The organism is Streptomyces yongxingensis (genome assembly GCF_055597465.1).
In genome coordinates this window covers 9,151,256-9,170,405 of record NZ_CM145717.1, presented here as the reverse complement: position 1 = coordinate 9,170,405, position 19,150 = coordinate 9,151,256, and the positions used below count along the sequence as shown (strand labels likewise).

Annotated in this window: 16 protein-coding genes; 9 read left to right on the top strand and 7 right to left on the bottom strand. The window is 71.2% G+C overall.

From position 1 onward, the window contains the following. Positions 1-12: 12 nt before the first annotated feature. The 3 genes from ACZ6TD_RS39360 to ACZ6TD_RS39350 all read left to right on the top strand — a co-directional run bounded on the left by ACZ6TD_RS39360 (position 13) and on the right by ACZ6TD_RS39350 (position 5,356). A complete protein-coding gene (locus tag ACZ6TD_RS39360) occupies positions 13-3,525 on the top strand; it encodes an indolepyruvate ferredoxin oxidoreductase family protein (RefSeq protein ID WP_471345848.1) in 3,513 nt (1,170 codons plus the stop codon). Between the two features lie 52 nt (positions 3,526-3,577). Next, positions 3,578-4,717 carry an acyl-CoA dehydrogenase family protein gene (locus tag ACZ6TD_RS39355; RefSeq protein ID WP_471345846.1) on the top strand — a complete coding sequence of 380 codons (1,140 nt, stop codon included), beginning with the start codon at positions 3,578-3,580 and terminating at the stop codon, positions 4,715-4,717. Positions 4,718-4,834: 117 nt separating this feature from the next. Next, the gene (locus ACZ6TD_RS39350; RefSeq protein ID WP_471345844.1) at positions 4,835-5,356 is read left to right on the top strand and encodes a hypothetical protein; all 522 of its coding nucleotides are present in this window, start codon (positions 4,835-4,837) and stop codon (positions 5,354-5,356) included. Between the two features lie 187 nt (positions 5,357-5,543). Here the strand turns inward: ACZ6TD_RS39350 and ACZ6TD_RS39345 are convergent, their stop codons facing one another. Both ACZ6TD_RS39345 and ACZ6TD_RS39340 read right to left on the bottom strand, forming a co-directional pair. Next, positions 5,544-6,368: an aldo/keto reductase gene (locus ACZ6TD_RS39345; RefSeq protein ID WP_471345842.1), complete on the bottom strand. Its 825-nt coding sequence runs from the start codon at positions 6,366-6,368 to the stop codon at positions 5,544-5,546. A gap of 110 nt (positions 6,369-6,478) precedes the next feature. Beyond that, positions 6,479-7,684, bottom strand: coding sequence for an MFS transporter (locus ACZ6TD_RS39340; protein WP_471345840.1), 1,206 nt, complete (start codon positions 7,682-7,684; stop codon positions 6,479-6,481). A 783-nt stretch (positions 7,685-8,467) separates the two neighbouring features. Here ACZ6TD_RS39340 and ACZ6TD_RS39335 point away from each other — a divergent pair. From ACZ6TD_RS39335 to ACZ6TD_RS39325, 3 genes are read left to right on the top strand one after another with little or no spacing between them, the layout of a single operon-like run. Further along, the gene (locus tag ACZ6TD_RS39335) at positions 8,468-10,510 is read left to right on the top strand and encodes a flavin monoamine oxidase family protein (protein WP_471345838.1); all 2,043 of its coding nucleotides are present in this window, start codon (positions 8,468-8,470) and stop codon (positions 10,508-10,510) included. Continuing rightward, positions 10,507-12,354 (top strand): thiamine pyrophosphate-binding protein, encoded by a 1,848-nt coding sequence (locus ACZ6TD_RS39330; protein WP_471345836.1) that lies wholly within the window; start codon positions 10,507-10,509, stop codon positions 12,352-12,354. The genes ACZ6TD_RS39335 and ACZ6TD_RS39330 overlap by 4 nt, the downstream gene beginning before the upstream one ends. Before the next feature lie 4 nt (positions 12,355-12,358). After that, complete coding sequence (locus tag ACZ6TD_RS39325) at positions 12,359-12,865, top strand: inclusion body family protein (protein WP_471345834.1); 507 nt, start codon at positions 12,359-12,361, stop codon at positions 12,863-12,865. 112 nt (positions 12,866-12,977) lie between these two features. Here ACZ6TD_RS39325 and ACZ6TD_RS39320 read toward each other — a convergent pair whose 3' ends face one another. Further along, positions 12,978-13,670, bottom strand: a complete 693-nt coding sequence (locus ACZ6TD_RS39320; protein WP_471345832.1) for an ROK family protein — start codon at positions 13,668-13,670, stop codon at positions 12,978-12,980. A gap of 85 nt (positions 13,671-13,755) precedes the next feature. On the opposite strand from ACZ6TD_RS39320, the gene ACZ6TD_RS39315 reads away from it, so the two are divergent. After that, a complete protein-coding gene (locus tag ACZ6TD_RS39315) occupies positions 13,756-14,064 on the top strand; it encodes a glycoside hydrolase family 95-like protein (RefSeq protein ID WP_471345830.1) in 309 nt (102 codons plus the stop codon). 50 nt (positions 14,065-14,114) lie between these two features. Here ACZ6TD_RS39315 and ACZ6TD_RS39310 read toward each other — a convergent pair whose 3' ends face one another. Next, on the bottom strand, positions 14,115-14,906 hold the full coding sequence (locus ACZ6TD_RS39310) for a heparin lyase I family protein (RefSeq protein ID WP_471345828.1): 792 nt from the start codon (positions 14,904-14,906) through the stop codon (positions 14,115-14,117). A 205-nt stretch (positions 14,907-15,111) separates the two neighbouring features. On the opposite strand from ACZ6TD_RS39310, the gene ACZ6TD_RS39305 reads away from it, so the two are divergent. Beyond that, positions 15,112-15,996 (top strand): SDR family oxidoreductase, encoded by an 885-nt coding sequence (locus tag ACZ6TD_RS39305; protein WP_471345826.1) that lies wholly within the window; start codon positions 15,112-15,114, stop codon positions 15,994-15,996. 108 nt (positions 15,997-16,104) lie between these two features. Here the strand turns inward: ACZ6TD_RS39305 and ACZ6TD_RS39300 are convergent, their stop codons facing one another. The 3 genes from ACZ6TD_RS39300 to ACZ6TD_RS39290 all read right to left on the bottom strand — a co-directional run bounded on the left by ACZ6TD_RS39300 (position 16,105) and on the right by ACZ6TD_RS39290 (position 18,727). Further along, complete coding sequence (locus tag ACZ6TD_RS39300) at positions 16,105-17,280, bottom strand: epoxide hydrolase family protein (protein ID WP_471345824.1); 1,176 nt, start codon at positions 17,278-17,280, stop codon at positions 16,105-16,107. 316 nt (positions 17,281-17,596) lie between these two features. Further along, a complete protein-coding gene (locus ACZ6TD_RS39295) occupies positions 17,597-18,181 on the bottom strand; it encodes a CGNR zinc finger domain-containing protein (RefSeq protein ID WP_471345822.1) in 585 nt (194 codons plus the stop codon). A 60-nt stretch (positions 18,182-18,241) separates the two neighbouring features. Then, a complete protein-coding gene (locus ACZ6TD_RS39290; RefSeq protein WP_471345820.1) occupies positions 18,242-18,727 on the bottom strand; it encodes a hypothetical protein in 486 nt (161 codons plus the stop codon). Between the two features lie 32 nt (positions 18,728-18,759). Between ACZ6TD_RS39290 and ACZ6TD_RS39285 the strand changes: the two genes are divergently transcribed. Further along, entirely contained in the window at positions 18,760-19,146 is a 387-nt protein-coding gene (locus tag ACZ6TD_RS39285) for a hypothetical protein (RefSeq protein ID WP_471345818.1), read from the top strand. The last annotated feature ends 4 nt before the right edge of the window (positions 19,147-19,150 follow it).

The following is a 19,150-nucleotide window of genomic DNA, read 5'->3' as shown; positions in this document are numbered from 1 at the left end:
GAGGAGGCTCACGTGAGCACCGACCCCGCCGCGGTTTCACTCGATGACCCCTACACGGCCCGCAGCGGCCGCGTGCTGATCTCCGGCATCCAGGCCCTGGTCCGGCTCACCCTCGAACAGCGCCGGCTGGACGAGGCGCGCGGCCTGGACACCCGCGCGTTCGTCTCCGGCTATCCGGGCTCTCCGCTGGGCGGGGTCGATCTGGAGCTGGACCGGGCACGCCGCTTCCTCGACCCCGCCGGTGTGGTCTTCCGGCCGGGCCTCAACGAGGAGCTGGCCGCCACCGCCGTGGCCGGGACGCAGCTGCTGGGGCAGGTGCCCGGACGCCGCCACGAGGCGGTGACCGGGTTCTGGTACGGCAAGAACCCCGGTCTTGACCGCGCGGCCGACGCGATGCGGCACGGGACGGTGGCCGGTACGGCGGCGCTGGGCGGCGCGGTGGCCTGGATCGGCGACGACCCCGGGAGCAAGTCCTCCACAGTGCCCAGCTCCTGCGAGCCGATGTGCCAGAGCCTGGCCATGCCCCTGCTCGCGCCCGGCTCCGTGCCCGAAATCCTCGAGCTCGGACTGCACGCCGTGGCCCTGTCCCGGGCCACCGGCCTCTGGGCCGGGCTGAAGATCGTCGCGGATATCGCGGACGCCTCGGCGGTCGTCGACCTCGACGCGCTCCGGCCCGACATCCCCGCCCCGCCCACCGCCCCGCGCGGCGCGCCGCCCACCCTCGTGGGCCCCGCGTCCCTGGACGCCGAGCACGACATGCTCACCCGTCGGCTGGATCTGGCGCGCGCCTACGCCCGTGAGGCCGGGCTGAACCGCATCACCTTCCGCGCCACGCACGCCACTCTGGGCGTGGTGGCCTCCGGCACCTCCTACGCCGTGGTGCGGCGCGCCCTGGCCGACCTCGGCATCGGCGAGGCGGACATGGAGGCTCTCGGCGTCCGGCTGATCCGGCTGGCGATGCCGTTCCCCCTCTGCGACGAAGACCTGGTGGCCATGACCGCCGACCTGGAGCAGGTCCTGGTCGTCGAGGACAAGGTGCCCTTCCTCGAAGGGCACCTCAAGGCCGCCCTGTACGGCAGCGCCGACCCGCCCGTGGTGGTGGGCCGCCACAGCGAGAACGGCCGACCGCTGCTCACCGCCCGCGGCACCCTGGGCGCCGAGGACGTGGCCAAGGCCCTGGCCCAGCGCATCGGCCCGGACCGGCTGCCGCGGACCGCGACCGCCCGGCCGGCCTCGCCGGCACCGCCGGCCGCGCCCCGGATCGCGCTGCCCACCGTGTCGGCGCGCACGCCCTACTTCTGCTCCGGCTGCCCGCACAACACCTCCACCCGCACCGCCGATGACACCCTCGTCGGCGCGGGCATCGGCTGCCACGCCATGATCGCCCTCGATGGCGCGGGCCGCGGCCATCAGATCGGACTGACCCAGATGGGCGGCGAAGGCGCCCAGTGGATCGGCCTGGCCCCGTTCACCGACGACCGGCACTTCGTGCAGAACCTCGGTGACGGCACCTTCCACCACTCCGGCTCCCTCGCCATCCGCGCGGCGGTGGCCGCGGGCGTGACCATGACGTACAAGCTCCTCTACAACGACGCCGTGGCGATGACCGGCGGTCAGCGCCCCGAAGGGCGGCTGGACGTCCCGGCGCTGACCCGCTGGCTCGCCCTGGAGGGCGTACGGAAGGTCGTGGTGACCACCGCGGCACCGGCCGACTACCGCGGCGTACGCCTCGACCCGATCGCCACGGTGCGCCACCGCGACGATCTGCCCGAGGCCGAGAAGGAGCTGGCCGCCACCGACGGCGTGACCGTGCTCATCCATGACGACCGCTGCGCCGCGGAGGAGCGCCGGCTGCGCAAGCGCGGTCAGCTGCCCACCCCCGCCGAGAAGGTGGTCATCAACGAGCGGGTCTGCGAGGGCTGCGGCGACTGCGGGGACGTGTCCACGTGTCTGTCGGTGCAGCCCGTGGACACCGCCTTCGGCCGCAAGACCCGGATCCACCAGGCGTCCTGCAACTCCGACTTCAGCTGCCTGAAGGGCGACTGCCCCTCCTTCCTCCTGGTCGAGCCGAAGACGACGAAGACCACCAAGGCGAAGGCGCGGCCCCGTGCCGTCCCCCAGCCGCCCGTGGCCCTGACCGCGCCCACTCCGGCGGTGGCCGGGGACAGCACACTGCTGCGGATGCCCGGCATCGGCGGCACCGGTGTCGTGACCGTCTCACAGGTCCTGCAGCGGGCCGCCCATCTCGATGGGCGCTACGCGGCCGGACTCGAGCAGACGGGGCTGGCCCAGAAGGGCGGACCCGTCGTCAGTGACGTACGGATCTCGTCCACTCCGGTCACCGGTGCGGTGCGCGCCTCCCGCGCCACCGCGGACGTGCTCATCGGCTTCGATCTGCTCGGGGCGGCCGCCGACGCCAATCTGCGCATCGCCCGCCCCGGTCACACCATCGCCGTCGTCAACTCCGCCATCGTCCCCACCGCGGCCATGGTGACCAACCGGGTCGTCGTGCCCGGCTCCCCGGACGACGCCCTGGAGCGGATCGAGTCGGCCACCCGCCCCGGGGACAACCTCTACCTCGACGCGCAGAGCATGGCCGAGGCCCTGTTCGGCGATCACATGCCGACCAACATGCTCCTCGTCGGAGCCGCCTTCCAGCACGGCTGCGTCCCCCTGACGGAAGACGCCATCGAGGGCGCGATCCGCCTGGGCGCCGCCGTGGAGAAGAACCTCGCGGCCTTCCGCTGGGGGCGCGCCGCCGCCCTCGACCCCGAGGCCGTACGGCGTGCCCTCGCCGCACCGGAACGGCCGGTCCTGGAGGTCACACCCGAGGCGCGCACCATCGCGGCCACCGCCGCCCGGCCCGGCGCGCTCCAGGACACCATCGCCCTGCGCGCCGCCGACCTGATCGGCTATCAGGACCGGGCCTACGCCGAGCGGTACGCCACCGAGGTGGAGCAGGTCGCCGCGATGGCCCGGCGGCGCGCCGGTGACGAGGCGGGCGAGCGCATCGCCGTCGCCTATGCCGAGGGGCTGCACAAGCTCATGGCCTACAAGGACGAGTACGAGGTGGCCCGGCTGCATCTGGACACCGTCGAACGGGCCAGGGTCGCGGACGAGTTCGGTGCCGATGCCACCGTCTCCGTCCTGCTGCACCCTCCGGCGCTGCGCGCGCTGGGCATGAAGCGCAAGATCCGGCTCCGCCGCACGGCGCCCGCCCTCTTCTCGCTGCTCCGCGCCCTGCGGCGGCTGCGGGGCACCCGGCTGGACCTCTTCGGATACGCCGAGGTCCGCCGCCAGGAGCGGGCGCTGATCGAGGAGTACCCGCGCCTGGTCCGCGACGCCCTCACCCGTCTGACGCCCGGCAACGCCGCGGCCGTGGAGGATCTGGTGCGGCTCGTCGAGGCCGTCCGCGGCTACGAGGACATCAAGCTGGCCCGGGTCGAGGAGTTCCGCGCCACGGCCCGCGCGGCTCTGGACGACCTGGCCGCCACCGCCGACGCCCCCGCGGCCGTCTCCGTCTGACCCCGGCCCTTAAGCCCTCTCCTCGCCCGTCCGCACCCCAGGAGCGCCCCTCATGCCCGTCGACCGTCTGCTTCCCACCCGTGAGGCCGAGGACCTGCTCGACCTCGTCCGCGAGATCGCCGACAAGGAGCTCGCCCTCCGCGTCGACGGCCACGAACGCACCGAGACCTACCCCGAGGGCCTGTTCCGCCTGCTGGGTGACGCCGGGCTGCTCGGCCTGCCCTACCCGGAGGAGTTCGGCGGGGGCGGCCAGCCCTACGAGGTCTATCTCCAGGTGCTGGAGGAGCTGGCCGCGCGCTGGGCCGCCGTCGCCGTCGCCACCAGCGTCCACACCCTCGCCGCCTTCCCCCTGCTCACGTTCGGCACCGCCGAGCAGCGCGAACGCTGGGCGGAGGACATCCTCGGCGGCCGGCTCATCGGTGGGTACAGCCTGTCCGAGCCCCAGGCCGGGTCCGACGCGGCGGCCCTGACCTGCCGTGCCGAGAAGGCCCCCGGCGGCTACCGGATCAACGGCGCCAAGGCGTGGATCACCCACGGCGGCAAGGCGGACTTCTACGCCCTGTTCGCCCGCACCGGCCCCGGCAGCGACGGCATCTCCTGCTTCTTCGCGCCGGGCCACACCGACGGCCTCACCTTCGGCCGGCCCGAGGAGAAGATGGGCCTGCACGCCATCCCCACCACCTCCGCCTTCTGGGACGACGCCCTCCTCGAAGCCGACCGGCTCATCGGCGGCGAGGGCCAGGGGCTCCACATCGCCTTCCAAGCCCTGGACTCCGGCCGGCTGGGCGTCGCCGCCTGCGCCACCGGGCTCGCCCAGGCCGCCCTGGACGCCGCGGTCGCCTACGCCCACGAACGCACCGCCTTCGGCCGAAGGATCATCGACCATCAGGGCCTGGGCTTCCTGCTGGCCGACATGGCCGCCGCGGTCGACTCCGCGCGCGCCACCTATCTGGACGCGGCCCGCCGCCGGGACCACGGACGCCCGTACACCCGTCAGGCCAGCGTCGCCAAGCTGACGGCGACCGACGCCGCCATGAAGGTGACCACGGACGCCGTCCAGGTCTTCGGCGGCTACGGCTACACCCGCGACTTCCCCGTGGAGCGCTATATGCGCGAAGCCAAGATCATGCAGATCTTCGAGGGCACCAACCAGATCCAGCGGCTCATCATCAGCCGCCAACTCGCCCCCTGACCGGCCCCGCGACGGAATGTCGCACCCCGGCACGCCGGGACACGGGTCATGATGGCCACCATGACATCGGTACGGGGAACGCGCGGGGCGCGAGCGCAACAGCCGGGATCAGGTCGTATGGCGGCGGTGATGGCGGTGCTGGCCGCTCTGGCCGTGGCCGGTTGCGGCGGGTCGGACACGACCGACGGGGCGCCCTCGCACAGCGGGAGCCCGTCGGAGTCCCGTTCCGCGCACCCCTCGGGCGGCAGCCCCTCCGGCGATCTCAGCGCCTCGGCGAAACCGTCGGTGTCGGCGGCGGACGGGCGTGACGTCGGCGCCTGCGCGGACGGCAACTGCGCGATCGCGGTGTCGGAGCGGGTGACGGTCCGCTTCGAGGGCCCGGCCGGTCCGGCGACGCTGACCGTGAACGAGATCGGCCCGAACAAGGTCACGTACACGGTGAAGTCGGGCAACAACCGCTCCCAGGGCGGGGCGAGCGGCCCGGGCCAGGGGTGCGTCACCGTGCTGCGCGACCACGGCAGCAGCAACTCGTGCGGAAGGGTGGGCACCACCCGGCCGGCCGCCCAGCCCGGCGCCGTGGTGATCCTGATGGCCGCCGGGGAGGACGGCACGGCGATCCTGTACATCGTGTCCGGGTGACCGGCCCCGGTGGTCAGCTCTCCACAGGCGGGCTTCCGGGGGAACGGGAGTGGCGGATGCCCGCCTCGTAGGTCTCCAGCAGCAGCTCACGCCCGGTGTGGGAACGGGCCGCGCCGCCCCGGCCGGCTGAATGAGCACGGCCGCGGCGGCGCGGTCGAGTGGGGCGGTCGAGTGGCGTGGTGGCGGGTCAGTTGAGGGTGTCGGGGTCCGGCCCGGTGCGCTGACCGCGGTCGAGAGCGCCGATCGCCTCGATGTCCTCAGCGGTGAGGGCGAAGTCGAAGACGTCGATGTTCTCCCGGATGCGGGCGGGGGTCACGGACTTGGGGATCACGACGTTCCCCAGCTGGAGGTGCCAGCGCAGGACCACCTGGGCGGGCGTCTTGCCGTGCCGCCGCGCTATCGCGGTGAGGGCGGGGTCCTGGAGCAGGGCGCCCTGGGCCAGCGGGCTCCACGCCTCGGTGGCGATGTTGTGCTGGGCGTGGAAGGCCCGCAGCTCCCCCTGCTGGAGGTAGGGGTGCAGCTCCACCTGGTTGATGACCGGCACCACACCGCTGTGGTCCAGCAGCCGCCCCAGGTGTGCGGGCTGGAAGTTGGACACGCCGATGGCGCGGGCGCGGCCGTCGGCCAGCAGCTTCTCCAGGGCGCGCCAGGTGTCCAGGTACAGGTCGCGGGCGGGGGTGGGCCAGTGGATCAGGTAGAGGTCCACATAGTCGGTGCCCAGCTTGGCCAGGCCGGCGTCGAAGGCCGCGAGGGTGGAGTCGTACCCCTGGTCGGCGTTCCACAGCTTGGTGGTGAGGAACAGCTCCTCGCGGGGGACGCCCGAGGCGGCCAGGGCACGGCCGACGCCGGTCTCGTTGCCGTAGATGGCCGCGGTGTCGATGGAGCGGTAGCCGGCCTCGATGGCGGAGAGCACCGCGCCGGTGGTCTGCTCGTCCTCCACCTGGAAGACGCCGAAGCCGAGCTGCGGGATCTCGAGGCCGGTGTGGAGGGTGACGTTGGGTACGGAGGTCATGGTGTCCTTCGTCGGGTCGTGGGTTTTGTGGGGTTCGGGGTCTCGGTGGTTCGGGGGTCTCGGTGGTTCGGGGGTCTCGGTGGTTCGCGGGTCTCGGTGGTTCGCGGGCCTCAGCCGAGCGTCGCGACCGCCGTGGTGGCGCCATCGTGGCCGCGGCGGGCGTCGCGGCGGGCTTGGCGGCGCTCCAGGGCGGCGGACAGGACGGCGAGGACCAGGGCGGATCCGGCGAGGGCGGCGCCGACCCAGTTGGGCGCGGTGTAGCCGAGTCCGGCCGAGATCACCAGGCCGCCGAGCCAGGCCGAGAGCGCGTTGCCCAGGTTGAAGGCGCCGATGTTGACGGCGGAGGCGAGAGTGGGGGCACCCGCCGCGTAGTCCAGCACCCGCTTCTGCAGCGGGGGCACGGTGGCGAAGCCCAGGGCGCCGACCAGGGCGATGGAGACGGCGGCCGCGATCTTGTTGTGGGCGGTGAAGGTGAACGCGGCCAGGACCAGCGCGAGGGCGCCCAGCGATACGTACAGCATCGGCATCAGCGCCCGGTCGGCGAACCGGCCGCCGAGGAGGTTGCCGCCGACCATGCCGAGGCCGAAGAGGACCAGCAGCCAGGTGACGGAGGAGTCCGCGAAGCCCGCGACCTCGGTCATCATGGGCGCGATGTAGGTGATGGCGGCGAAGACACCGCCGAAGCCGAGCACGGTCATCGCCATGGCCAGCAGCACCTGTGCGTTGCGGAAGGCCGCCAGCTCATGGATCAGGTACACACCCTCCGGCTTGGGGATGTCGGGAACGAGTTTGGCGATGCCCGCCAGGCCGATCACGCCGAGCGCCGCGACGAGGAAGAAGGTGGTCCGCCACCCCAGCGACTGGCCGATCGAGGTGCCCAGCGGCACGCCGACGACGTTGGCGACGGTCAGGCCGGTGAACATCATCGAGATGGCTCCGGCCTTCTTCTCGGGTGCGACCAGGTCGGCCGCGACGACCGATCCGATGCCGAAGAACGCGCCGTGCGCGAAGGAGGCGACGATCCGTCCCACGGCCATCACACCGAAGGCGGGGGCGACCGCGGAGAGCAGATTGCCCACCACGAACAGCGCCATCAGCAGCATCAGCATGCGCTTGCGGGAGATCTTCGTACCGAGCGCGGTCATCAGCGGCGCGCCGACCATGACGCCGAGCGCGTAGCCGGTCACCAGGAACCCGGCGGTGGGGATGGACACATCGAAGTCCCCGGCGACCTCGGGCAGCAGCCCCATGATCACGAACTCGGTGGTTCCGATCCCAAAGGCCCCGATGGCGAGGGCCAGCAGTGCGATGGGCATGAAAGTTCACTCCAAGTGATTGCTACCGCCCTTTACGAGCATCCACAATACTTGCATACACACTACTTGCAAGCGCGCTATATTGCTCATGCCGTGTATCCTGCCGCACAGCAGGACCGAGACGCGTCTCGAGGGGGCTCTCCACACTCGCCATGGGCTCAGCGCCCGCGAGCACGCGGTGCTGGACGTCCTGAGCCGACAGCGGCCGCTCCTGCTCGACCGGGCGTCACCGCTTGACGCCTCGTCAGTCCGATTTCCGGGGTGTGAGCTCCCCGGCCGGCCTCACACGCCGGAGGCGGAGCCACCGGCCGGCGGCCCGGCCATCCGCGCCATATCGGCTGCGCGCCCGGAAAGCCGCTCGTCTCATTTCCCGTACGCCAGGTCCTTGACGGCCTGAAACCCATTCGGATGGGCGGTCGGCCCCGCCGGAACGGGTTTCTGAACGGCACCCGAGCGGCCACAGGTGTTGCTGCGACACCCCTTTCTTCATCATCGGGCAGGAGTTCGACGTCCATCCATATCCGAGCGCGGCCGACCGGGCCCCGTTGCGCCCGTCGTCGCGAAGGTCACCGAGTTCGCCGGGGCGCGGGCGCCGCCGCGTCTCCCTTCCGCCTCGGCCCCTGGTGGAGCACCCGCCCCAGCCGGATCTCGGGCTCCTTCCAGGGGAAAATCCAGCAAGTCGAAATTCCGTCAGCCACAAGGTCCATCCTTTTAGGACTTTACCCATACATTACCTTGTGAAAGAAACAAGAAATCGTTTCTTCAAATCTACGATCGCAAGCTATGACCGACGCTCCACGCGATAACTCCGCCACCCGTGCGCGCTGGCAGACCTGTCTCAAGCTGGCCCGCGAACTCCTCCTCATCGGACCGGACAACACCGACCTCAAACTCGGCTATCTCCACACCCTCATCGACACGGGCAGCCTCGGCGTCACCCGCCACCCCCGCAAGAAAATCCTCATCATCGGCGCCGGTATCACCGGCCTGGTGGCCGGCCGCCTGCTGAAGGACGCGGGCCACGACGTCACCATCCTGGAGGCCAACACCGGCCGCGTCGGCGGGCGCATCAAGACCTTCCGCACCACCAAGCACCACCAGCCGTTCGACGACGCCGCCCAGTACGCCGAGGCCGGCGCCATGCGGTTGCCCGACTTCCACCCGCTCGTCCTCGCCCTCGTCGACAAACTCGGGCTCGGCCGCCGCCTGTTCTACAACGTGGACGTCGACCCCGCCACCGGCAGCGGTCCCGAGGTCCCCGTCCCCCCGGTGACGTACACCTCGTTCACCGGCCGCACCTGGACCTACGGCGACGAGAGCCCCGACTTCCGCGCGCCCGACAAGCGCGGCAACACCTGGATCCGCACCAACCGCGTCCAAGTGCGGCGCGCCGACTACAGCGCAGTCCCGGAGAAGATCAACGAGGGTTTCCACCTCACCGACGACGAGGTCCGCGCCCCCGCCGTGCGGATGGTCGACGACGCGCTGGAGAGCGTGCGGGACTACTACTCCGACGTCATCGACGGGAAGCGGGTCAACAAGCCGTTCGAGGAGTGGGTCGAGGGCTGGGCCCGGGTGATCCATGACTTCGACGGCTATTCGATGGGTGGCTTCCTGCGCGACTGCGCCGGGCTCAGCGACGAGGCCATCGAGGCGGTCGGAACGCTGGAGAACATGTCCTCGCGGCTGCACCTGTCGTTCTTCCACAGCTTCCTGAGCCACACCGACATCAGCCCCGGTGTGCGCTACTGGGAGATACCCGGCGGGAGCTGGCGACTGCCGGACGCCCTCCACCGGGGCCTGCGCGACGAGGTGCGGTTCGGTCACCGCATGATCCGCCTGGAGTACTTCGACCCCAGCCGCGACTCCACGCCCGAGGGCACCGGCGCCGTCGGACCCGACGGATGGGGCGTGGCCGTGCAGACCGTGGCCGAGGACAACCCGGCGGGCCCCACCCGGCTGTGGACGGCGGACCTGGCGATCGTCACCATCCCGTTCTCCACCCTGCGCTTCGTGGAGATCGTCCCCTCGATGTCGTACAAGAAGCGCCGCGCCATCATCGAGACCCACTACGACTCGGCCACCAAGGTGCTGCTGGAGTTCAGCCACCGGTGGTGGGAGTTCACCGAGGACGAGTGGCGCGAGGAGCTCGAGAGCATCACACCGGGCCTCTACGAGTACTACCAGCGCGGCGGCGGGACCGGCACCGATCCCGATCCCGTTCCCGCGCTCGCCGAGGTGGGCCGCGGCCTGCTCGGCGCCGCGGTCAAGGACAGCGGTGTCACCGAGGAGTTACGCCAGGTCAACAGCACCATGCCGCTGCGCGGCCCCGCCGTGCGCCCCGCCACCCACTGCTTCGGTGGCGGCTCCGCCACCGACAACCCCAACCGGTTCATCTACTACCCCTCACACCCGGTCGAGGGCAGCACCGGTGGTGTGGTGCTCGCCTCGTACTCCTGGTCCGACGACGCCGCGCGCTGGGACTCCATGCGCGAGGTGGAGCGCTATGTCTACGCCCTGCGCAACCTCCAGGCCCTGCACGGACGCCGCATCGAGGTGTTCTTCACCGGCCTGGGCGCCACCAAGAGCTGGGCCCGCGACCCGTACGCCTTCGGCGAGGCCGCCACGTACACCCCGCACCAGATGACCAGCTTCCACCTGGACGCCTCCCGCCCCGAGGGCCCGGTGCACTTCGCCGGGGAGCACACCTCCCTCAAACACGCCTGGATCGAGGGCGCCCTGGAGAGCGCCGTCCGCGCCGCCGTCGCCGTCCACCAGGCCCCGCCCCTCACCACGCCGGGCCCGAACCAGGAGGGCCGCTCGTGACCGCGATCACCCCCGAGTGCACGGTCGCCCGTTATCTGGCCCGCCGCCTGGCCGAGCTGGGCATCACCCATCTGTTCGGGGTACCCGGCAACCACCTCGGCCCGTTCCTCACCACCCTGCGGGCCGAGGGCGACGTCGAGTGGGTCGGCACCCCCACCGAGGGCGGCGCGGGCCAGGCCGCCGACTCCTACGCCCGACTCCACGGCATCGGCGCGGCCGCGGTCACCTACAGCGTCGGCGCGTTCAACCTGCTGGGCGCCTGCGGCGGGGCGTATGTGGAGCACGTCCCGCTCATCGCCATCAACGCCTGCCCGCCGTACGAGCAGTGGCAGAACTACCGCGCCCTCGGCCTGCTCACCTCGCATATGAGCCCGCGCCGGGAGAGCAACCTGGACGCCTACCGGCAGGTCACCGTGGAGGCGCAGGTCATCTCCAACCCGGGCCTCGCCCCGGGCCAGATCGACACCGCCCTCACCGCCTGTCTGTCGACGCGCAGGCCCGTCTACCTGGAGGTGATGGAGGACCTGTGGGACGAGCCGTGTGCCGTCGCCGAGCAGCCGCTCCTGCGCCGCGAGCGGCCGTTCGGCGCGCGCGGCCAGGCCATGCTGGCGGGCGCCGTCGCCGCGATCCTCGCCCTGGTCGAGGAGCACCCCGGGCCGGACGGCAGGCCCCGCCCGATCGTGTGGGCGGGCGAGGAGGTCGAGCGGTTCCGGCTCGACGGGCAGCTCACCGATCTGACGCAGGCCACCGGGGTGCCGTTCTGCACCACCGTCGGCGCCAAGGCCGTCCTCGACGAGCGGCTGCCGCAGTTCCACGGCGTCTACAACGGCAAGGCCAGCCACCCGGATGTGCACTCGGTCTTCAAGGACTGGGCCACCTGCCGGATCGGCCTCGGCACCTGGTCCACCTCGAAGAACCTCGGCGGTGAACTGTGTGTGGGCACGGACTGGGTGGTGGCGGCCCGGGGCGGTGTGAGCGTCGGCACCCAGTACTTCCCGGACGTCCAGCTCACCCGGCTGATACCGGCCCTCAAGGACGCGCTGGTGGCGCGCTTCGGCTCCGGTGGCCTGACCGCCGACTACTACGCCGAGGCCCACGCCCACCACGGCGCGCCCGAGGGCCGTCCCGCCTCCCTCGAGGACCACCGCGCCACGACGCTCCGCGCCGGCGGCTCGTCGTCCCGGTCCGGCGAACGGCTCACCTACGACGGGGTGTTCGACCGGATCAACCACTTCCTGGCCAAGGAGACCCGGGAGAGCTGGACGGTGGTCTCCGACGCCGCGTTCTCCCTGATCGGCTCGATGAACCTGACCCTGCCCGCGGGCGGCTTCCTGTCCCAGGTCAGCTGGCTGTCCATCGGCTGGTCCGTCGGCGCGGCCACCGGCGCCGCGCTCGCCCCCGAGCGCGGCCACGCCCGCCCGATGGTGTTCGTCGGCGACGGCGCCTTCCAGGAGACCTGCCAGGAGATCTCCACCCACACCAGGCTCGGACTGCGGTCGGTGGTGTTCGTGATGGACAACGGACACTTCTACGGCATCGAGCAGATGCTGGTGCACCCGTCCTACTACGCGGACCGGGACGCGCACGGCGCGGATGACACGGATGGCGCGGACTTCTACAACGTCCTCCATCCGTGGCACTACGAGCGGCTCGCGGATGTCTTCTCGGACAAGAAGACCCCGGCACACGGGGTCAGCGTGGCCCACGCCTCCGAGCTGGACGAGCTGCTGGCCCGCCTCACCGACCCGACCGATCCGGTCAACGCCGGACCACTGCTGGTCCGCGTCCGCCTGCACCGGCACGACTACCCGCGGGCGATGGCGTACAAAGTGAAAGGGGAGTAGGAGCATGTCGGAAATCATCAATGTGCTGATCGCGTTCGACGCGTACTCGATCGCCAAGCGGTATCCCGACGCGTCAAAGGACTACGACGCGCCGACGTGGGTCGACCAGAGCCTGATCTATATGACGACGCGTCAGGACCGCGTCATCGGCACCTCGGGGGCCGAGCTGAACTTCCGCGCCAACCCCAGGGACATCATCAGGTGGCGCGAGACCACGCTGTCGCTCAACAGCGAGTACTGCGCCTTGCTGTACCGGTACCTGAGCGACGACCCGCTCATCAGCACACCGCGGATCGTGATCGCCGACGGCACCTATCCGATCCCGAAGGAGGGGGCCACCGACCGGCCCGACTTCGAAACACAGGACTACGAGGATCACTTCTGGGAGGCGGACGTCAACAAGATCGGCCAGGTCACCTACCACTTCTCCTTCCAGGTCCTGGACAGCGACCAGCAGTTGGTGGGGTACTTCCAATGGGACCCGTTCATCACCATCGAAAAGCGCTCCTGACGGTCCTCCCCGCGGTCAGGTAGCGGCGCGTCCCGTAGGCGGCGCGGGTGTCCGCACCGCCTACGGGACGGCGGCTAGGGCCCTTCTGACGGATCTCCGTGGAAGAAGGACCCTAGCCCCCCGGGGCCTCCGCCACGTCGAAGAGCTCCGCCTCGACCCGGTCGAGCGCCAGCCGAACCGCGCCCAGGGCCACCGACTCGTCACCCAGCACCGACGCCTCGACCTGGACGGGGAACAGACACAGCCGGGCCAGCTCCGCACGGAGCGGCTCGGCCAGCAGGGCTCCCGCCTGGGACAGCCCGCCGCCGATCACCACGAGCTGTGGGTCCACGGTCAGCACGGTGGCCGCGACACCGGTGGCGAGGTCGGCCACGAACGCCGTCACGATCGCCTCCGCCTCCGGGTCGCCGCGCCGTACCGCGTCGAACACCCGCTTGGCGGCCTCGCCGGCCGGCCCGGTGTCCGGGTCGTCCGTCCCGTACGCCAGGATCCGGTCGAGCGCCGTGTACCAGCCGAGGTCGCACAGCACACCGATCTCCCCCGCCCCACCGTTGTAGCCGAGGTGCAGCTTCCCGCCGATCAGCAGCCCGAGCGAGATGCTCCGCCCGAGCAGCAGATGGACCACGTCGTCGAAGTCCCGCGCCGCCCCGCGCCAGTGCTCGGCCAGCGCCGCGAGCTTGGTGTCGTTGCCCGCGAACACCGGGTAGGGGCGTCCGGCGCCCAACTCGACCGCCAAGACGTTCACCATCGCGGCCCGCGCCGGCTGGGAGCCCGAGGATCTGATCCGCACGTTCACCACCGTCATCAAGCGGCTGTGGCGGCCGAACCTGACCGTCCGGCAGTCCGGTGGCGGGCAGGAGACATCGGGTGCCATCGAGACGGTCGACTCGATGATGCTGCAGACGTACGAGGGCGTGACCCGGGTGTTTCCCACGTGGCCCGAGGATCGCGACGCGACGTTCGTACGGCTGCGCGCCGAGGGGGCCTTCACCCTGTCCGCCGAACGCGAGGACGGTAGCGTCCGGTACGTGGACGTGACCAGTGAGAAGGGCAACCGCTTCGCACTGGTCGACCCGTGGGGCGGCGATCGGGTGACCGTGGTCGACGACCACGGCCGACGCGTCGCCCACACCACCACGCGGGACGGGGTCATCTCGTTCCGGACGGCGCCGGGGCGGACGTATCACCTCACTCGCTGAGCAGGATGGGGCTTCCCGCCGGGCAGGCGGGAAGCCCCGTCCCCGCGGCGTCACCAGTTGGCGGGCTCGGCCAGGCTGTAGGAGTTGGCGATGCGCGCCTGGTCATGGAAGACGGAGAGCTCCGACGGGCCTGCGGGCGGGTTCTCGCGCCAGCCGGTGCAGTAGATCCCGGACGACCAGCGGACCGTGTTCGACGTCTTGGGCAGCACGGTGACCCCGGTCTTGCTGTACTTCTTCACACCGTTGACCCAGATCTCGATGGCGCCGTCGGTCGCGTGGAACTTCAACCGCGTGACGATCCGGATCCACGTGCCCCGCAGATCGGTCACCTTGGCGACGTTCGCGCTGAAGCCGCCGGATCCGCCGATGCGCAGCTCGTCGTTCTGGATGAACATCAGCTCCCAGGGGCCCTCGGGATCCTCGGGCGACCACTGCTGGAAGGTGACGTTCTGGTTGTGGAACCGCCAGTTGGGGGCGACGTAGATGGCCTGGCCGTAGTAGCGGTCCTGGCCGACGGCCTGGGTGGACGCCTGCTCGGTCTCGGAGTGGTAGCCGCCGCCCTCGTTGATGTACGTCTGCTTGGCCTCGATGGCGTTGCCGCCCTTGTAGGCGGGGGTGGTGACATTACGGATGACGCCCTGCTTCTGGGGCTTCTGCGGGTAGTTGGACCACCCCTGGACGGTGCCCTCGTTCTGGAAGTAGACCCCGGCGGGCAGCGCCTGGACACCCGCGTCGCTCCGGGCGCTGGCCCCTGCGGTGCCACCGCTGAGGGCGAGGCCGCCGACCAGGGCGCCGGTGACGCAGAGCAGGTGGATCCGTGTGCCGATCCGCTTCGTTAACATCCGATCAATCCTCTCGGGAAGTCGTGTTACAGGTCTGAACCTTCCCCAGAAGCTAGCGCTCAGAGCATGACGCGTCCACATCACTCATCAAGATAGGTCGGATGTCAGAGCCGCATTCGCTATCGACTCGCGTTTGTCCAGGTGGGCCACAGGGCACCCGGGGCCGGACGGTTCGTCCGAATATCCGTGGCCAGGAGGTGTCCCCGTGCAGCAGAAGGAACAGCGTCACCCGGTGGAACGGCATCCGCAGCCGGAGTTCCCCCAGCAGGACCAGGCGCACCCCGGCGAGACGGAGGAGATGGAGCCCCGGCCCGATCACGGTGAGGACACCTACGAAGGCCACGGGCTGCTGGAGAACCGGCGCTCCCTGATCACCGGGGCCGACTCGGGGATCGGCCGTGCGGTGGCCCTCGCCTTCGCCAGGGAAGGCGCCGACGTGTGCTTCAGCTATCTGCCCGAGGAGGAGAAGGACGCCCAGGAGACGGTGCGCCTCATCGAGTCGGCCGGGCGCCGGGCCGTCCCCTTCCCCTGCGACATCCGCGAGGAAAGCACATGTCAGCGGCTGGTGGACCAGGCGGTCGACGCATTCGGCGGGATCGACATCCTCGTGAACAACGCCGCCTACCAGATGTCACGGCCCAAGGGGCTGGAAGAGATCCCGTCCGAGCAGTTCGACCGGGTGATGCACACCAACCTCTACGCCATGTTCTGGCTGTGCAAGATGGCCCTTCCGCATATCCCGGAGGGCGGCAGCATCATCAACACCACCTCGGTGCAGGCGTACAAGCCCAGCTCCCACCTGCTCGACTACGCCACCACCAAGGGCGCGATCGTCACCTTCACCCAGGGGCTGGCGGGCAATCTCGCCGAGCGCGGCATCCGGGTCAACGCCGTGGCCCCCGGCCCCGTATGGACCCCCCTGATCCCCGCCACCCTGCCCGACACCTCGACCTTCGGCCAACAGAGCCCGCTGAACCGCCCGGCGCAGCCCGCCGAGATGGCCCCCGCCTATGTCTTCCTGGCCTCGCAGCAGGCCAGCTACATCACCGCGGAGATCGTCAATGCCACCGGGGGCACGCCCCTGCCCTAGCACACGGGGAAGACCCCGCGGTGTGTGCCGCCGCGGGGGCGCTCAGCAGGGCGCGGAGCCGGTCGAACAGCTCGCCCGCGGCCACGCCGTTCCACTCCGGCGGCGGTGTCAGTCCGTGGCCGCCGCCCGGTAGGGGCGGAAGAAGGCGCGCAGTTCCTCGGCGTAGAGCTCGGGCTCCTCGAACGGTGCGAAGTGTCCGCCGCGCGCGGGCTCGGTCACCCGCACGAGGTTCGTCGTGCGCTCCAGCCACTCCCGCGGCGGGCGGACGATGTCGCCGCGGAAGAGCGAGAAGCCGGACGGCGCCTCGACCCGGCGGGCGTGCTGCGCGGGCGGGATGGCGGCGTTGGCGTGGTACATGCGCATCGAGGAGCCGATCGTCCCCGTGAGCCAGTAGAGCGTGACGTTGGTGAGGATCTCGTCCTTGGTGAAGCACCGCTCGACGTCACCGTCGCAGTCGCTCCACGCCCGCAGCTTCTCGACGATCCACGCGGCCAGCCCGGCCGGTGAGTCGGTGAGCCCGAAGGCGGCGGTCTGTGGCTTGGTGCGGTGCATGGCGGCGTACGCGCCCTCGGCCGCGCCCCAGCCCGTGACGTCCTCGAACCAGGCGCGCTCCTCGGGCGCGAGGTCCGCGGGGTCGCCGGTGAAGACGGGCAGGCCGCCGTCCATGCGGTGCACGGCCACCACCCGGTCGGGGTGGTCGAGCGCGAGGTAGCGGCTCACATGGCTGCCGATGTCCCCGCCCGCCGCACCGAACCGCTCATAGCCGAGGACGTCCATCAGCTCGGCCCACAACCCGGCGACGGCGATGGAGTCGAGCGGCGGGCCGGTGGGCCGGTCGGAGTACCCGTAGCCCGGCAAGTCGGGCACGACCACGTCGAACGCGTCGGCGGGGTCGGCGCCGTGCGCACCGGGGTCGGTGAGGTGCGGGATGACCTTCGTATAGCGCCAGAACGAGTCCGGCCAGCCGTGGCTGAGCACCAGCGGCAGAACGGGCCCGGCCGGGGCGGCGGCCCGGACGTGTGCGAAGTGGATCCCGAGGCCGCCGAGCCGGACGCGGAAGCGCGGCAGCCGGGCAAGCGCCGCCTCCTGCGCCGCCCAGTCGAACCCGTCCGCCCAGTAGGCGACGAGCTCACGGAGGTAGGCGAGGTCGGTCCCGAGCGCCCACCCGGCGTCCTCGGGCGCGTCCGGCCAGCGCGTGGCGCGCAGCCGCGCGCGGAGGTCCGCGAGGGCGGCGGGGTCGGTCCGCGGGGTGAACGGCTCGGGTCGGGGCGGGGCGTCCGGCATGCCACGTACCCTACAAGCCGCCCGTGTCAGTCGGCGGGGATGCCGGGGCCGCTCAGGGCGGGCACGGTGGTCTCGGGCCGGGTCGGGGAACGGGCGCCGAGGCGGAACTGTTCTGTCTCTTCGCACGGCCACGGAACCGGTGACCCGTCCTTTCACGCCGGCGATCTGCGTGCCGTAGATCTGCTTGCGGCCCTCGTTGACCAGTGCGCGGTCGCGCAGGAACGCCAGTTCGTGGGCCGGCCGAGCCCGTCGGCACCGCCTGCCGCACCAGCATGGCTCCACCCCAGAAGCCGGAGCCGGGTCGCCGCGTGGCGATTCAGGTCGATTGGCGGCGGCGATACGCTTGCGTCTTCGCGCGGTTGCCGCACAGCCGTGGTGAGCACCATTTGGCCAGGCCGGGGCGGGAGTTGTCGTAGAAGACCCACTGGCAGTCGGGGGCCGGACACATCCTGAGCCGATGCCAGGTCCCATTCACCGTGGCGGTCAGCGCGGACATGACGATGTGTGCGAGGGCGGTGTCCACGGGGTCGGCGGCGATGGTCAGGTGGGCGCCGTGGCCGGCGGTCAGTGTGACGTGGAAGGAGTAGCCGACCGGGACATCGCCGCCCTGGCCGTCACCCTCCGCGTCCTGGCGGAGCGCGGACCGCAGCGCCGTACGCAGCTCGCGGGCTCGGGTCAGGTGGCCCTGATGAGCCCTGGTGTCGGGGGTGTCGCCTACGAGCAGGTCGTGCTCCCGCAGCCAGCGCTCCAGATCGCCGGGCGTGGCGAGCGCGTCGTGCCCCGTAAGGCGCCGTCCGTGCGCGACGAATCCCCGGCGATCCTCGGTGTTGGCGAAGTGATGGAGCAGGGCGACGCCCTCGGGAAGGCCCTCGACGTCCTCGGCCCTAGTCGGCGGCAGCATGACCAATGTCTCCGTAAACGCGCCGGTAGGCATCCTTCACCCGGATCCGATCGCCCATGACTAGACCCTTCCCGCGAAGCGAGCGGTGAGATAGGCATCCGGGTCCGGGCCGTCGGGGTTGGCGAGCACATGGCGCAACCATGCCCGGCGTTCGAAGTCGGTGACGGCCAGCTCCCAGACGCAGCCGATGGCCTCACCGGGGTGCGGCCTCAGCGCGTGCGGTTGCTCCAGGGGCGCCGAGAACAGTCGCTGATGGATCTCGTTCTCACCGTGCCACCAGTCCACCAGCGCGAAACAGCGGTCCGCCGCGTCATGCGCGATGGCGAACCCGATGCCATAGCGGCTGTCCGTCCGGGCGGGGCTGGGCAGCACCGAGGCCGCGGCTTCCACGGTCGCGGCCACCAGCGCGGGACGCGGCACATCGGCCCACGCGCTGATGCCGTACACCTTCACGGCCCATGCACCGACCGCCTCCAGGTCCAGGAAGCCGATGGCACGAGGGCGATGCGGCTGCCGAAGGACGACCGCTCCCTGGTGCGTACTCATGGCCCGCCCTCCTCCACGACGACACGTGTTAAATGATTAACAGGTGTCGCCTCCCTCGCGCAACACATGGCACCAGGGCCCGCCGCCGAGGCTGGTCCGGGGCCCTGGCCACCGTCCTGACGGGTGCGGTCGGCTGCACCCCCGACGCGGCGTCCGCCGGTGAGACCCACACCCCCGCGCCCGGAGCCGCCGGAATCGGGGACAAGCCGCACCCCGGGCTCGGCAACGGCGGCTATACGGTGCGCCATACCGCCCTGGCGCTGCGCTTCGCCGAGGACCTCGAGACGTACACGGCGACCACCACGCTGCGCGGCCGGGCCACCCACTCAGCGCGAGGCCGTCCAGGTTCGGCATCCGGATGTCAGGCGGGCGAGGCCGCCGATGGCGGGATACCGTCCACCGTCTCACGGCTCCGGTGACCGG

Excerpts from the sequence above, each read along its gene's own strand:
- ACZ6TD_RS39325 (WP_471345834.1), top strand. The coding sequence starts at position 12,359 with ATGTCGGAAATCATCAATGTGCTGATCGCGTTCGACGCGTACTCGATC.
- ACZ6TD_RS39290 (WP_471345820.1), bottom strand. The coding sequence starts at position 18,727 with ATGAGTACGCACCAGGGAGCGGTCGTCCTTCGGCAGCCGCATCGCCCT.
- ACZ6TD_RS39340 (WP_471345840.1), bottom strand. The coding sequence starts at position 7,684 with ATGCCCATCGCACTGCTGGCCCTCGCCATCGGGGCCTTTGGGATCGGA.
- ACZ6TD_RS39300 (WP_471345824.1), bottom strand. The coding sequence starts at position 17,280 with ATGCCGGACGCCCCGCCCCGACCCGAGCCGTTCACCCCGCGGACCGAC.
- ACZ6TD_RS39355 (WP_471345846.1), top strand. The coding sequence starts at position 3,578 with ATGCCCGTCGACCGTCTGCTTCCCACCCGTGAGGCCGAGGACCTGCTC.
- ACZ6TD_RS39310 (WP_471345828.1), bottom strand. The coding sequence starts at position 14,906 with ATGTTAACGAAGCGGATCGGCACACGGATCCACCTGCTCTGCGTCACC.
- ACZ6TD_RS39350 (WP_471345844.1), top strand. The coding sequence starts at position 4,835 with ATGGCGGCGGTGATGGCGGTGCTGGCCGCTCTGGCCGTGGCCGGTTGC.
- ACZ6TD_RS39315 (WP_471345830.1), top strand. The coding sequence starts at position 13,756 with ATGATGCTGCAGACGTACGAGGGCGTGACCCGGGTGTTTCCCACGTGG.
- ACZ6TD_RS39320 (WP_471345832.1), bottom strand. The coding sequence starts at position 13,670 with ATGACGGTGGTGAACGTGCGGATCAGATCCTCGGGCTCCCAGCCGGCG.
- ACZ6TD_RS39285 (WP_471345818.1), top strand. The coding sequence starts at position 18,760 with ATGATTAACAGGTGTCGCCTCCCTCGCGCAACACATGGCACCAGGGCC.
- ACZ6TD_RS39345 (WP_471345842.1), bottom strand. The coding sequence starts at position 6,368 with ATGACCTCCGTACCCAACGTCACCCTCCACACCGGCCTCGAGATCCCG.
- ACZ6TD_RS39295 (WP_471345822.1), bottom strand. The coding sequence starts at position 18,181 with ATGCTGCCGCCGACTAGGGCCGAGGACGTCGAGGGCCTTCCCGAGGGC.
- ACZ6TD_RS39335 (WP_471345838.1), top strand. The coding sequence starts at position 8,468 with ATGACCGACGCTCCACGCGATAACTCCGCCACCCGTGCGCGCTGGCAG.